At 63.3% G+C, this 14,742-nt stretch carries 7 protein-coding genes; all 7 read right to left on the bottom strand.

Annotated features, from left to right (window positions below):
- Positions 1 to 188: 188 nt before the first annotated feature.
- Positions 189 to 2,375, bottom strand: a complete 2,187-nt coding sequence (locus tag K6G35_RS09915) for a c-type cytochrome (RefSeq protein WP_495675624.1) — start codon at positions 2,373 to 2,375, stop codon at positions 189 to 191.
- 327 nt (positions 2,376 to 2,702) lie between these two features.
- A complete protein-coding gene (locus tag K6G35_RS09910; RefSeq protein WP_495675623.1) occupies positions 2,703 to 5,162 on the bottom strand; it encodes an ATP-binding protein in 2,460 nt (819 codons plus the stop codon).
- A 15-nt stretch (positions 5,163 to 5,177) separates the two neighbouring features.
- A complete protein-coding gene (locus K6G35_RS09905) occupies positions 5,178 to 5,819 on the bottom strand; it encodes a response regulator (protein ID WP_008641682.1) in 642 nt (213 codons plus the stop codon).
- A 66-nt stretch (positions 5,820 to 5,885) separates the two neighbouring features.
- Positions 5,886 to 8,108 carry a penicillin-binding protein 1A gene (locus K6G35_RS09900; RefSeq protein ID WP_495675622.1) on the bottom strand — a complete coding sequence of 741 codons (2,223 nt, stop codon included), beginning with the start codon at positions 8,106 to 8,108 and terminating at the stop codon, positions 5,886 to 5,888.
- A gap of 226 nt (positions 8,109 to 8,334) precedes the next feature.
- Positions 8,335 to 10,032: a peptidoglycan D,D-transpeptidase FtsI family protein gene (locus K6G35_RS09895; RefSeq protein ID WP_495675621.1), complete on the bottom strand. Its 1,698-nt coding sequence runs from the start codon at positions 10,030 to 10,032 to the stop codon at positions 8,335 to 8,337.
- 623 nt (positions 10,033 to 10,655) lie between these two features.
- Positions 10,656 to 12,545, bottom strand: a complete 1,890-nt coding sequence (locus K6G35_RS09890; RefSeq protein WP_495675620.1) for a flagellin N-terminal helical domain-containing protein — start codon at positions 12,543 to 12,545, stop codon at positions 10,656 to 10,658.
- 139 nt (positions 12,546 to 12,684) lie between these two features.
- Positions 12,685 to 14,658, bottom strand: coding sequence for an alkyl/aryl-sulfatase (locus K6G35_RS09885; protein ID WP_035882311.1), 1,974 nt, complete (start codon positions 14,656 to 14,658; stop codon positions 12,685 to 12,687).
- Positions 14,659 to 14,742: the final 84 nt, after the last annotated feature.

The raw sequence follows: 14,742 nt of genomic DNA, 5'->3' as shown, positions 1-14,742 counted from the left end.
CGCCCACCAAGGCACGCAGTTCTGCAGGCTTTCTGGCATCCCGAGAGCTTCCATGCACCTGATGACACGCTGGGCACGCGATGCTCACACTGTGCCGAAATCCTATCCCTCCTGACCGCGTGTGTTTCCGGCATCTGGCGTCGGCGGCCCCAACGTTTTTACGTCGGGGCCGCGCCAGCCGAGAGACGTTAGTAACGCGCGTCGGCCGGCTTCTTGTCGTTGGGCCAATCCTTGACCTTGGCCGCGAAGTCTGGCCGGGGCATGTGGGTGAAGTACTCGGCGACATCCACGGCTTCCTGATCGGTCAGCCCGCCCTGGCCCAAGGGGAACCCGTTATGGAAAGCGATGGGCATGTTGCGCTTGACGAAGGCCGCTGCCGTATAGGTTCGCGCCATACCCGCACCGATGTTGAAGGACTCGTCACCCCACAGCGGCGGATATACCCACTTGCCGTTGGCATTCTTGATGCCTTCGCCGCCGTCACCGTGGCATAGCGCGCACTGGACTGCGTAGATCTTCTTGCCGTTTTCCACGTTCGGTACCAGGCGGCGGTCGATCTTGCCGACACCGCGGCCTTCGACCTTGTCCTCTGGCTTGGTCTCGCGTTTCATCCAGTCGAAGTAAGCGACCATCGCCTTGAGTTCCTCGGAGTCGAGCGGCAGCGGCTTGCCGTTCATCGATCGCAGGAAGCAACCGTTGATACGGTCTGCCAGCGTGATGACCCGGCCAGCGCGTGGCGCGTAGCTCGGGAAGAACGCGGACACACCAACATACGGCGAGCCATCTGCGACGGTCCCGGCATTCAGGTGGCAACTCGCGCAGTTCAGCGCATTGCCCACATTCCTGGGCAGCATCTCGTGCGTGTTGATATTCAGCCGGGCACCAAGAACCAGCTGCGTGGCGTTGGACTCCTTCAGGATGTTGGCGATGCGCGGGGTCTCGAACTTGCTGTCGTCAAGCTTACGGACGTCGAGTTGCTTGCGCATGCTCCGCACCGTGGCTGCCGCGATCGGCTTGGCTGTGGCGTTGCCCCAGTTTCTGCGGGTGAAGTTCAGGATCTCGGCAATTTCCTGGTCGCTCAGGCGGGCGAATGCCGGCATGCTCAGGACGCGGGCATTGTCGGCAGTCTGGGCGGAACGCCAGCCCGTCAGCGTGATATGAACGAGCGTCGAGGGGTCGTCGGACATCAGTACCGGGTTGCCCGCAAGCGCCGGGAACACGCCTGACACCCCGGCACCATCCGAGCGATGGCAGTCGGTGCAGAACTGCAGGTATCCCAATCCACCGCGCGAGGTATAGAGGTCGGCGGGCGCTCCAGATGCGGTGGCCGGTACAACGTCCGATGCGGCCTTTGACGCGCGCGGCGCGATGGCGGGCGCGGGCCCCTGTGCGACCTGCATCGGCTTGTCATGCCCCGCAGCCGGTAGCGACTTGAGATAGACGCCGATGGCAGTCAGATCGCCATCCGTCATGTATTGGGTACTGTGCTGCACCACGTCGACCATGTTTCCGGACACCGTGCCATGCCGGTTGCGCCCGGTCTTCAGAATCTCGGCGGTGTCCTCAGGCGTCCACAGGCTGCGCAGGCTCAGTGCGCGCCATCCCTCCACGGTCTCTCCCGCGAGGAAAAATTTGCCCGTGCTGCCAGCATCGGACATGGTCTTCTCCTGGAAGCCAATGCCGCGAGGCGTATGGCACGCGCCGCAGTGTCCGAGCCCTTGCACGATATAGGCGCCGCGGTTCCATTCCGCGTCCTGCTTTGCATTGGTCTGGAAGGGCTTTGCGTCCAGGAACAGCCAATTCCAGACTGCCAATCCCCAGCGCTGGTTGAAGGGGAATGACATCCCCAACGGCTGATTGGCTTGGCGGACTGGTTTCACGCCGTGCATCAGGTATGCGTACAGCGCCTGCATGTCCTCCTGCGTGAGCTTGGCATAGGAGGGATACGGCATGGCCGGATACAGGTTGTGGCCGTCGGCGGCCACGCCCTTGCGCATCGCACGGTCGAACTGCGCGAAGCTGTATCTGCCGATGCCGGTTTCGGGGTCAGGTGTGATGTTGGTCGAATGCAGCGTGCCGAATGGCGTCTCCAGCGCAAGCCCGCCTGCCATCGGTCTGGACTTGTCGGTGCCGGTGTGACAGGCGACACAATCGCCCAGCCGCGCTACGTATCGGCCCCGTTCGACTTGCTTCCGGGTCGCGGCATCCAGGCTGGCAGCGTAGTTCGCTGGCAAGTCGTCGATGACCTGGGGATGGGACGCATTTGGCGAAGGTGCGGGCTCGGTTTGTGCCAGGGCATATGTCGCCCCGATGACCGTCAGCAAGGCCAATCCGCCTTGCAGGGCCTTTCGAATGGTGATCGCGGGAATTCTCATTATTGTGTGCGGTAGGAACGGAACCCCATGAGGTTCCGCGTGTTTTATGCCCTTGATGTCCAAAGGGTTTTGTCAGTGCATGGTCGCGCCAACACCCCGCACATGGAGTTGACGTAGATCAATCATTTAGTGATGTGGAAGTAACTCTCGGTAGCGCTGACCGATCCCGCCGGCAGTCGTACTGGCGCAGGTCGCGGCTGCATCGGCGGGCAATCTCGCGCAGGCGTTGTCTGCGCAATCTGACTCGTTCGGTGTGCGCAAGCGTGCCGCGCTAGCCGGATGTCGAGGTGGAGACCGGAAGAGGGCGATCAGCAGCGCTCGCCAGCATCAGGCGTCATCTGCTGACTGCCTGAGAATTTCGGATCGAAGGTGCTGAAGGCTCACAACGATGCCATCCCAGTTGACGTTCTTGTCGAGGCTGGCCTCGATCGACGGGATGTTCTCAGCCAGGTTCGTGAGCTGCGAGGACTGGAGCAGTGTCCCCTTTAGACGATGGAGATGATGCCTGGCCATGACAATGCCTTGCGCCCGCGCGGCGGCATCGAGGCCCGCAAGTTCGAGCAGCGCGTATTCCGCCATGGACTTGGTACGTTCCAAATGGCCGGAATGGCTGGCGTCGAGTGCGTCGAGTGCGTTGAGTGCGTCGGGAGAAGTCGCCCCGATGGCGCCAGCCGCGTGGCATTCCGGAATCCACAGGTGCAATGTTTCCTGCAATCCCTGCAGATTGATCGGTTTGGCGAGAACGCAATCGATGCCCGCATCCAGCGAACGCAATGCCTGCTCCGGCCCGGCTTCGGCCGTCACGGCGATGATTGGTGTGGCTTGCGAATGCGTCGCGTCCTCCCGCGCGCGCATTTGCTTTGCGACCGTGAAGCCGTCGACGTCCGGCAAGTGAAGGTCCAGCAGAATGGCGGCAAACGATCGGGTCGAGAACAGGTCGATGGCCCGGGCGCCGGATTCGGCAAGCACCGGGCCATACCCAAGCGCGCGCAACTGCTCCATGAGCACCAACTGGTTGGCCGGCGTGTCTTCGACGACCAGAATCGCCCCGGAGACGCTTGCTGCCACCTGTGGCGAGGGGGGCAAGGCGGCTTCGTCCTGTGTGTCGGCAATCGTCGTTTCCAGGGAGAATTCGACCGTCGTACCCTGCCCGAGGGTGCTCCAGATCGAGATGCTTCCCCCCATGGCTTCCACGAGCTTCTTGCAGATGGAGAGGCCAAGGCCACTGCTACCCGTTTGGCGTTGACGGGCGTTCCCCACCTGGCTGAAGGGCAGAAACAGCCGAGGTTGATCCTCTGGCGCGATACCGATGCCCGTGTCGCTCACGCGGATCGCCAGCGTGACGCGTTCCGACGACCGCTCTGACCGGGACAGCCGGACGTCGACCGTGACGGCACCCTGCTCGGTGAACTTGATCGCATTTGCCACGAGATTGCCCAGCACCTGGCGTATGCGATTACCGTCCAGGTCGATGGTGTGACCGCCAGACTGGTCGTTCAGCTGGAGCGCAATGCCCTTGCGATCGGCGATGGCCTCGAAGCCATTGAGCACCGAGCGGACGAGATCGTTTACACGCAGCGCCGAGGGCTTCACGAGGATCTTCCCGGTGCTGATGCTTGAATAATCCAGGACGTTATTGAGTACCGCGAGCAACGAGTCGGCGCTTTCCCGAGCCCGATGAAGAAGCTCTCGTCTTGGCGTGCTGTTGTCTTCCCGATCGAGTAACTCCAGCGCGCCCACGACCGCACTAATGGGCGTCCGTATCTCATGGCTCATGATGGCCATGAACTCGGATTTCACCTTCTCGCTCTTCAAGGCATTTGCGCGGGCACGCATCGCCTGGTAGACGGAAACGCCCAGTGATATCAGGACGATCAAGAAAAGCACAATCGTGGTGCCGTAGTAGTGCCAGAGTGCCTTGAGCGATGGCTGAAGATAATCCGCGCCCTCCAGCCAGTTCTGATAGAGCTGGTCGGTTTCCCCGGCGCTGAGCGAAGCCAGCGCCTGATTCATCAGGGAGAGCAGCGGCGCGGAATCCTGGCGGACGGCCATGCGCAGCACCAGAGGCAGCTCGGCGATGGTCCCCGCGATATGAAGCGTTTTGTCGTACTGCAGCCGGATGAGCGGATGCAGTACCGCGCTCGGCCCGACGGCGGCGGCAGCCTTGCCGTCGCGAACCGCCGCCAATGCCATGCTGTCGCTCGGCTCCGGGAGTATCCGCGTGCAAGACAACGGGTGCCCTTCGAACCATTGGTGATAGGCGCCGCCTTCCTTGACGGCTACGGTAATGCAGCCCAGGCTCGACAAATCGAAGTAGTTCTTGTCCCGCGCCTTTGCAACAACCAGTGTTGTGCCGACGTAGTAGGGACGTGTCAGCGCAATCCGTGTTCCAGCGGACTTGGGCAACTGGAAGTCAGGCACGGCAGGTAGCACGTCCACCTCGCCATCCAGAAGCTTGCGCACGGATTCCGACCATGACTTCGTGGGCACCAATTGCACCGTCATGCCAAGCCGATCGGCAATGGCATGGATATAGGCGATGCTGAGCCCGTGAGCGGTTCCTTTCTCGACATATTCGAGCGGTTGCCAGTAGGGGTCCACCGCGATACGCAGGACATGGTGCTCCTTCAGCCATGCTTCCTCCGCAGCTCCCCAGGGGCTTTGCGCCATGGCGCGGGCATACGGAACGAAGCCGGCCAGGACAGCCAGGATCAGGAGCAGTGCCCGTTTCATGATGCGTGGGGATTCGGTGCCGACATCGATATCTTCGTCTTGGGTTGCGGGCAAGTCGCTGGGCGTGGGTCAGATAAGATGGCGCACCTTGAACAGATCGTTGTCGGAGCGGATACCCAGCTTGCGGAGCGCCGACTGCTTGTGGCCGCTCACCGTCTTCTTGCTGCGCGAGAATTTCGCGGCGATCTCGTTGACCGTCATCCCGTCCAGAAAGCACCTGAGCACCTCGCGTTCCTTCTCGGTCAGCGCGGCGGTGAGGTCCCCCGATCCCGTTGCGCCTTCACCCTGCTCCTTGCCGAACACGGAAAGCGAAGCAACCTGGGCTGGGATATGGCTTGCCCCCCGGAGTATCTTGGCGATAGCCGCCGTGATTTCGGCAATCGAGCCGTTCTTGATGCAGTACCCATCGGCCCCCGCCTTCATTGCCAGGGCGATGGTGACGGGGCTGTCGTGGGCGGATAGAACGAGGATCTTGATGCCCGGATACTGTCGCCGGATCATCCGGATAACGCCGATGCCGTCCGCATCCGAAGGCTCCAGCGCATAGTCGATGATCACCAGATCCGGGGCCTTGTTCCTGAGCGCCTGCACGAAATCCCTGCTACGGGTGAATGTCCCGAGGATTGCGAATGCAGAGTTCTGCTGCAGTACCCGGACGATTCCCTGATGAACAATTTCGTGGTCATCCAGGACCATGATCGAAATGGGCATTTTGCGGCTTCCAAGACGTATCGCAGGCGCTGAATTATAAGCCTTGCAGCAATCGCGCCCGAGGCGTCACACGTTATCGGCGTCTTGCCGGAACCACTCCAGGACCTGCTCGTGCTCGCGTTGCTGCTCGCGTGTCGGGATGGGCGCGGGCTCGGATGCGCAGCGGTATCCCGTCCGGATGAATGCGTGGGAATCGCTCACGCAGGCGGACGAGCGATACTCGCGGTAGATGTAGTCGCCGTTTTCCTCGACAACATCGTCCGGCAACGCTCTGCTGATCGGGGCACGGTCAGCCGTGGCGTGGCGCATGAAGTCCGTCCAGATCGGCAGCGCAAGCGTCCCGCCCGTGACCGCCCCGAGGCTGCGGAACTGGTCATGGCCAACCCATACGGTGGTCGCCAGCCCCGTCGCGTATCCGGCGAACCATGCGTCCCTGGCATCGTTCGAGGTCCCCGTCTTGCCGGCAGCGTCGGCCTTGTCGATACGGGCCGCCGCGCGACCGGTGCCTTTCCGAACCACATCGCGAAGCAGCGAGTCCATGATGAACGCGTTGCGTGGGGAGATGATCTGTTTGCGCTCGATGTCTCCGGCCGATGTGTAGAGTTCCTGGTCGCCGCGCTGCACGATCCGGGCGATCAGGCGCGGCTGCACGAGATAGCCGCCGTTGGAGAAGACGGCGTACGCCTGCGTCAATTGCATCGGCGTCACGCTGCCGGCGCCCAGCGCCAGGGGGAAGCTGCCTGGATTCAGGTCTGGCGCGAAGCCGAATCGCAGCGCGAAATCCCGCACGTAACCGATGCCGGAAGCCTGCGTCAGCCCCACCGTCACCAGGTTCTTGGAGCGGACAAGTCCCTCGCGCGCCGTGATGAAGCCGTCATAGCGGCCGCCGTAGTTCTTGGGGCGCCAGGGCCGGGCGCCGGTGACGGTCGAGTCCAGCACCCGCTGACTGTCGTCCACCATGGTTCCCGGAAAGTAGCCTTTTTCGAGAGAGGCGGAGTAGACGAAGGGTTTGAAGCAGGAGCCCGGCTGGCGCAATGCCTGCACGGCGTGATCAAACTTGCCGCGATGGAAGTCATAGCCACCCACCCACGCCACGACATCGCCGCTGACAGAATCGATGGAAACCAATGCGCCCTCCATGTCGGGCGCTTGCGCGATCTCCCATTTGCCACCCAAGCTTGCCATGGTGACAACCGTGCCGCGCGTCAGCGGCGTCGCGGCATACGCGGGTGCTTGCGCACGAAGGGTCGTGCCATCGCGCGTCCTGACCGTCAGGCGGCCGCCGCGATCGGCCGTGGCGGTGACGACGGCCGTGGTGAGGCCGTCCCGATCCGGATAGTCGTCAAGCCCCGATGCTGGCGCATTGCCGTCGATGGTCACCCGTCCCAGCGGGATATAGCGTCGTCTTTGCTGGGCGCGAAGCAGGCCGTCATGCAGGGCATCGTATGCGGCTGCCTGCGTGGCGGTTTGAATGGTTAGCGTCACGTCCAGGCCATCCCGATAGGCGCGTTCACCGTATTGGTCCACGACCAGTTGGCGTGCGCGCTCCACCGGAAAGGCAAATGCCGGATCGATGGCATAACTACGCGGCTTCAGCCGAAGCGGTTCATCCAATGCGGATGCGTATTGTTCGTCGCCCAGATATCCAAGCTCGTGCATGCGCGCGAGGATGTACCGCTGGCGTACGCGGGCACGCTCCGGGTTGACCGTCGGGTTGAATGCGGATGGTGCTTTGGGGAGGCCCGCGAGCAGGGCCGCTTCCGCTGGGGTCAACTGGTCGAGTGACTTGTCGAAATAGATGCTCGCCGCGGCAGCAAATCCGTATGCGCGCTCGCCCAGGTAGATCTGGTTCATATAGACCTCGAGCAGCCGTTGCTTGCTGAATTGCTGCTCCAGCTTGAAGGCCAGAAGAACTTCACGGAGCTTCCGGTCGTAGGTCTTCTCGCTGGAAAGGTACAGACGGCGTGCCACCTGCATGGTGATGGTGCTAGCCCCCTGCGCGTGCCGGCCCGATGCGAAATTGGCCCATGCAGCGCGGAACAACCCCGAGAAGTCCACGCCACCGTGTTCGTAGAACCGGGCATCTTCGATCGCCAGCAGGCTCTGCTGCACGACGACCGGAATTCTGGAAAGCGGGACGATCTCGCGGCGCTCGTCGCCATATTCGGCCAGGAGGATGCCATCCTGAGAATAGATACGCAGCGGCCTGTCAGGTTTGAACGCGGCCAGGCTCGTGACGTCCGGGAGCGACAGCCATGTCTGATGGACGTGCCAGGCGCCGAAGGCCATTCCCAGCGCGATAAGGAGACCGGCAAGCGCGCCCAGGCAGGTTGCAATCCGGGCCCGTCCGGGAGTGCTGGTGGTTTCCGGCTTTGACTCTGTTGGCATCGCTGAAGGTTGGGCACGCGTGGATCGCCGCGCGCCGGTATGTCCTGAGGGTGGCAATGTCCACCAGTCTGTCGGACGGCTTCCGGGCTGCATACAGGACTGGTCTGGAATTGGCCCGAACCGGAACTCAATGTGCGATATTGGCCTCTGCCGGTGGGGCATCTGGAACCACATGCCGCAACTGCATGGCACGCGAGACGATCTGCGCGAAGATTGGCGCCGCGACTTTGCCGCCGAAGTGACTGCCTTCGCTGGGATCCTCGACGCTGACCACGACAACGATCTCGGGCGCGGACAGGGGGGCCACACCGGCAAACGACGCACGGTAGCGCTTCTTGTCGTATCCACGCCCCGGGACGTGCAGATAGGCCGTGCCCGTTTTGCCGCCGACGCGGTACTCGTTCACGCGGGCTTGTCGGCCTGACCCTCCGGCGCCGGTCACGCGTTCGAGCATGGCCAGCACGGCCTCCGCGGTTGCTGGCGTCAGGACCTGCGTGCCGCGCGTCTCGCTTCCTGCTGGCCGCCGTTCGAGCGTAAGGGGGACAAGCTGGCCGCGATTGCCGATCGCCGCATATGCCTGCGCAATCTGCAGCGCGGAGGCGGTCAGCCCGTATCCATAGGCCATGGTCGCCTGGGTAATCGGCGTCATCCCTCGCGCGCTATGCATGCGACCACTACCCAGGCCGGGAAACAGGAACGAGTCAGCTTTTCGTCCGAAGCCGAGCGCGTGCATGTGCGTCCACAGTTCGTCCGGCGAGAGGCGCGAGACGATCTTCACCATGCCAATGTTGCTCGATTTCTCGATAACGCCCGCGACCGATAGCTGGCCGAAGTTCCGGACGTCTGTGATCTTCGCGCCGGCAAAATCGAATCTGCCGTTCGTCTCGATCAACGTGTCTGGTGCAACGCGCTTCAGTTCCAGCGCACCCGCGACGATCAGCGGCTTGATGATGCTGCCTGGCTCGAAGGCGTCGATCAGCGCCGCAGCGCGACGTTTGCTGCTATCGGCGTGCCAGCTTGCAGCGGCGAGGATCTCGCCGGTCTTGACGTCAGTGACCACGGCAAGGCTGGATCGAGCCTTGACCGTTTCCGATGCCTGCTGCAGTGCCTGGTATGTGGCGGTTTGCAGCCGCTCATCGATCGACAGATGGATATCGCCGCCGTCCTCGGCCTCGGCAATCACCAACTGGGAGAGCGTATTGCCAAGGCGGTCCCTCTCGACGACGCTCCGTCCGCGCACGCCTTTCAGCCGGTCATTGAGCGCGAGTTCCAGTCCCTCGATGCCGATGCCGTCAAGATTGACCAGCCCGAGAAGGGCGTCGAAGGGCGGGCCGGATGGATAGACACGCTTGAACTCGCGTACCGTTCCCACGCCTGGCAGCGCAAGCTCCTTGACCTGCTCCAGCGTTGCCGCGTCGGTCTGGCGCCTGAGGTACACAAAGCCCCGATCCGATGCCGATGCCGCCTCGATCTCTGTCAGGGGCATACCGAGTGCCTCCGCAAGCCCCGTGTAATTGTCACTGGAGACCATCTGACGGGGGCTCAAGTAGATGGCGCCGGCCGGGAGGCTCTGTGCGAGCGTATGGCCGTTGCGATCAAGAATCCGCCCGCGCGTCGGCGGAACATCGAGCTGCCGCCTGACACGTAAATCGCCTTGCTGCTGGTAGAACGCGTTGCCAGGTCCGGCGATCCAGATGGCGCGGATAGCGAGCCCGAGGAAGCAGAGCGTGATCAGGAACACAAGAAACCGGGAGCGACCGGGGTGAAAACTCCCGATGGTGTTCGCGAAGCTCTGGGAATGGGCAATGTAGCGCTTGCTGGGCATCGTCAGCCTGTTGGCAAAGTTGCGGCGGTCGCAAGCAATCGGGCGCAATGTACGCCGGACACATATGTGCGGCTCTCGCCCGCAAATCAGGATCGAACAGGGTACCGACGCGCGGCCGGCCGGCGGGCCGGACTAGTCTGGTATTGATCGCTTTTCCGGCATGCGCTGGTCGCGCGACCACACGTGGTCAGAAACGTGGTCAGAAACGAGACCAGTCCGGGCGAAGCGGTGGCGTGGGCGGCTTAGCGTTGCTGCTTCAGGCAAACGTCGAGCTGTATGCGGAAGGGAGCTGTGAGTAGAAACAACGTCTATGTCGCCATCTACGTCGTAGCGATGGTGGGGCTGTCAGTCTGGGCCGTATGGCGCGACTTAGCGTCTCATCGACACTATTGGGCGCCTGGCGAGCAGTCGCCGGACAAGCCCGGCAGAATCGTACTGAGCGATCGGGAATCAGTGCTGCTGGAACGGTACTGCGCGATGCATGGGGATTGTGATCGGCCGGGTGAACGGCGGGGGCGCTAGCGCCGGTGGGCTCTCCTTGTTGCCATTGGCCTGGCCCACGATCGATTCCGCGACGTCAGCCAGCGGCGGGGCCTGTCCTAAGCCGCTGGCGTCGGCCGCAATTAGTTCCGACCCAGCAGCGAAAGCACCGCCTGGGACTGCTGGTTGGCCTGTGCCAGCATGGCCGTGGCTGTCTGGCTGACGATCTGGGAGGCAGTCATCTTCGAGACCTCGACCGCATAGTCGGCGTCCTCGATCCGTGAACGCGCCGTATCCAGATTGGTGGCGGTCGTCTGTTGGGCATTGGTGATCGAATCGAGTCGATTCTGCGCCGCGCCCAGCAGGCTGCGCTGGGCGTCGACGGCCGCGAGCGCGCGATCAAGCGTTGCCAGCGGATCGAGCGGCTGCTTGAGACGGATGCCTTCGCCGGCTTCCACCACATTGAGCACCGTCTTGTTGGTGGAGGCGTCGGTCAACGCAGTGAACGTCAATGGGTAGAAGATCAGTACGTCTTCGCTGCCGTTGACGGTGCGGATGTACTGCGAACCGTCCTGCGCGGTCACCAGCGTGCCGGTCTTGGCCGACTGCGGGAGGTTGAACACGTAGTTGCCGCTGGCGTCGAGCCCGAGCACGTTGCCATAGGTCACCCCGTTTCGATCGGTGTAGTTGACCGAGACCCTTGCCGGGTCGATGGTCACCGTCGAATCACCGCTGACCGACGGCAAGTCCGTGAACGACTGGTAGGTGGTGCTCACCGCCCTGGCTGTCATGGTCCGAGTGGTGCCGTCGTCGCTCATGGTGAGCGCTGCATCGTAATAGCGGAAATTGCCGCCGCCCGCATCCACCTCGATCACATAGGTACCATTGTTGCGTTGAAGCAGGCGCGAGGCGGATGCGCTGAGGCTGACGCCGCTGGCGTCCTGGAACGCGACGGTGTCGGTGGCGGGGTCCACGGGCGGCGATTGCGTGACCGTTGCCGGCAATGTGGAGAAATCCGCCGCGGTCAGCGGCGACGTCATGTCGGCGGCCTTTGCGGTGACCGTTCCCGAGGTGCCGAAACCGAGGCTGGCCTGATAGTAGTTGCCGGCCTTCCGGATGAAATAGCGGCCATCGTCGGCCTGGACCAGCGAAGCACCGGCGATCGGTGCATTCGTATCGTCAAGCAGGCTCGGCACGCCGATGGCGCGCGATGCCACCGCCGCCGGGCTTTGGAACACCGGCGAGCCTGACGGGTAGAGCGCGACGTCGCTGAGTCCCGTCACGGTATCGGTCGTCGGCCGGTACCCCACTTGCTGATAGGTTGGCTTGCCGGCGCCGTCCACGTCCTGCACATAGAAGGTGCCGTTGGCGTCCCGCACGAGATTGGGGCTCGTGCTGCCCGCCGGCCAGTGGACGGTGGTGGTCGGGCTGTCGATCATGACATTGGTACTGCGGCCCTGGAGCACGCCAAGGCCGCTGACGGTGCCGGGCAGCCCGGCGATCGTGAAGTCCTTCAGGCCCAGGGCGTTGACGCCAAAGCCGGAGCCACCGAGGTTCACGGATAGCTTGTCCGAATCGTTCGCGCCGACCTGCAGGTTGACCATGCCAGCGCTGCCGTCCAGCAGCCGCAAGCCGTTGAACGTGGACTGCTGCGTGAGTCGGTCGATTTCCTTCAGGTTCGCATTGATTTCGGCCTGGACCGCATCGGTATCCGTGAGCGAAAGTGTGCCATTGAGGCCCTGAACGCTCAGGTCCCGAATGCGCTGCAGGCGTGCGCTCAGGGAGTCGAGGGCGCCGCTGGCAGTCTCCAGCATGGATTGCCCGTCGCCCGCGTTACGTCGTGCCTGGTTCAGCCCACTGACTTGCACCCGCATCCGGCTGGCAATGGCGAGGCCGGCTGCGTCGTCCCGCGCGGAGTTGATCCGCAGCCCGGAAGACAGGCGTCGAATCGTGTCGCCCACTGCGTTGCTCGCTTTCCCCGCCTGCAAGGATGCGCTGAGCGCCAGGACATTGCTGGCGATGGTAAGGGCCATGGCTCGTGCTGGTTATCGTTATGATATTTAGCACGGTTATCGACACATTTGACGTTTCGCTTGAATGTGGCGTTCCCACACTAAAGCGGGGGACGCGAGCCGCCGGCTCGGGCTGGAGCCGGCGTGGCGAACCGCGTGGCTACTTCTGGTATCCGTGCGGCGTGACGATATTGAAGGCCGGGTCGAACGTGTCGAGCATGGAGAACAGGCCCGCCACGGCCTGCGGGTTGCCATCGATGCGGATCGCGCCCGACTGCATGGCCTGCGGCAGGGTGAGTTGCTTCAGGCTGATCTTGTCGAGCGTGGCCTTGGTCAGCGTGACCGTGGCGGTCGGCTGCGCGTGCTGGGCATCGGCCACGTAGGTCAGCGCGCTGTTGCGCAGCGTCATCGCGTAGCGCTGGTTCAGGTCGGTGAACTGCCAGTTCAGCGTCATGGCCTTGCCGGCGGCCTTGTCCGCGTTCAGGCGCACGGCCAGGTAGTCGAAGAAGTTCGGCACCGTCAGCGCGCGCACGAGATCGGCCGAGCCCAGCGAGCTGCCCTGCAGCTTGGGCACGCCATCGCGAAGTTCCTGGGCGCCGGTCAGGTAGATGTTGCGCCACGTGGCGTTCTCGCTCTGGTAGCCAAGCTGTTCCAGCGCATCGGCCTGCAGTGCGCGCGCCGCGGCGTTCGATGGATCGGCGAAAACCAGGTCATTGCCGATCTGTGCCACCCAGCGGTAGTCGCCCCGCGCATACGCCTCGCGGGCCTTGGCCAGTACGGCATCGGCGCCGCCCATCCATTCGATGGTCTTCCTGGCCGTTTGCTCGGGCGGCAGCGGGTTCAGGTGGGCCGGGTTGCCATCGTAGAAGCCAAGGTAGCGCTGGTAGACCGCGCGTACGTTATGGCTGACCGATCCGTAGTAGTCCCGTGCATACCACTTGCTGGCCAGCGGCTCGGGCAGCGTCTTGAGCGTGTCTGCGATCTCGAGCGGGGTCAGGCCCTGGTTCAGCAGCCGCAGGGTCTGGTCGTTCAGGTAGGCGTACATGTCGCGCTGGTCGGACAGCATCTCGACGATGCGCGCGTGGCCCCAGGTGGGCCAGTGATGCTGGCCGATCAGCACATCGGTCCGATCGCCGTAGCGCAATAGCGACTGGCTCAGGAAATAAGACCATGCCTTGGCGTCGCGCACCTGCGCGCCGCGCAGCGTCAGCAGATTGTGCTGGGTGCGCACCGCGTTTTCGGCGATGCAAAGCGTGCGGAACTGCGGCAGATAGATGTTCATCTCCGCGGGCGCCTCGGTGCCCGGGGTGAGCTGGAATTCGAAGTCGATGCCGTCGATCCGGCGCGTCTCGATCGGCTTGGTGATCGACGAGGTGGGCGCCAGCAGCGTGATGGTGCCGCGCGCGGTGGCTTTGCCCAGGCCGGTATCGACCTGGCCCGTGGCGTTCTTCGGCAGGTTGGTGCCGTACATGTACTGCGCCCGTCGGCCCATCGCGCCGCCCGCCAGCACATTTTCGCTGACGGCTTCGTCCATGAAGCCATTCGGCGCCAGGATCTCGACCTTGCCGGACTTCACATCGTCCTCGCTGACGATGCCACGTACCCCGCCGAAATGATCGACGTGGCTGTGCGTGTAGATCACGGCCAGCACGGGTTTGCGTGGACGGTGCGCGTAGTAAAGGTCGAGCGCGGCCCGGGCGGTTTCGGCCGTGAGCAGGGTGTCGATGATGATCAGGCCGGTGTCACCTTCGACGATGTTCATGTTTGCCAGGTCGGCGCCGCGTACCTGATAGACGCGGTCAGCCACCTTGAACAGGCCAGCTTCGTTGTTCAGTTGTGCCAGTCGCCAGAGGCTCGGGTTGACCGTGGGCGGGGCGTCCGCCGCCGATTCGAAGGCGTAGGCGCCGAAGTCCCACGCCGTCTTGCCGTCGGCGCTCTTGATCGTCGCCTCGGGGAAGCGCGCCACGAGTCCGCGCTTGGCATCTTCGAAATCGGCACGGTCGGCGAACGGCAGCTTGCGCAGCCATGCGGCGTTCGATTGCTCGGTCAGCGGAGTGGCGGGATTCGGGCCGGCGAGCGCGACGGACATCGTCAGCGCGGCGGAAGCAAGGACGGTCAAGCGGGCAATGCGCATGGGTGGGCTCTACAGGACTGAGTCGGTAAAAGAGTCATTGGATGCGGTGCGGACCTATAATTCAAGTGCAAATTTAGTATCGCA

The sequence above is a fragment of the Cupriavidus sp. HY129 genome, from assembly GCF_059492215.1.
The sequence above is the reverse complement of the archived record's forward strand: the minus strand, read 5'-3'. Positions and strand labels throughout refer to the sequence as shown.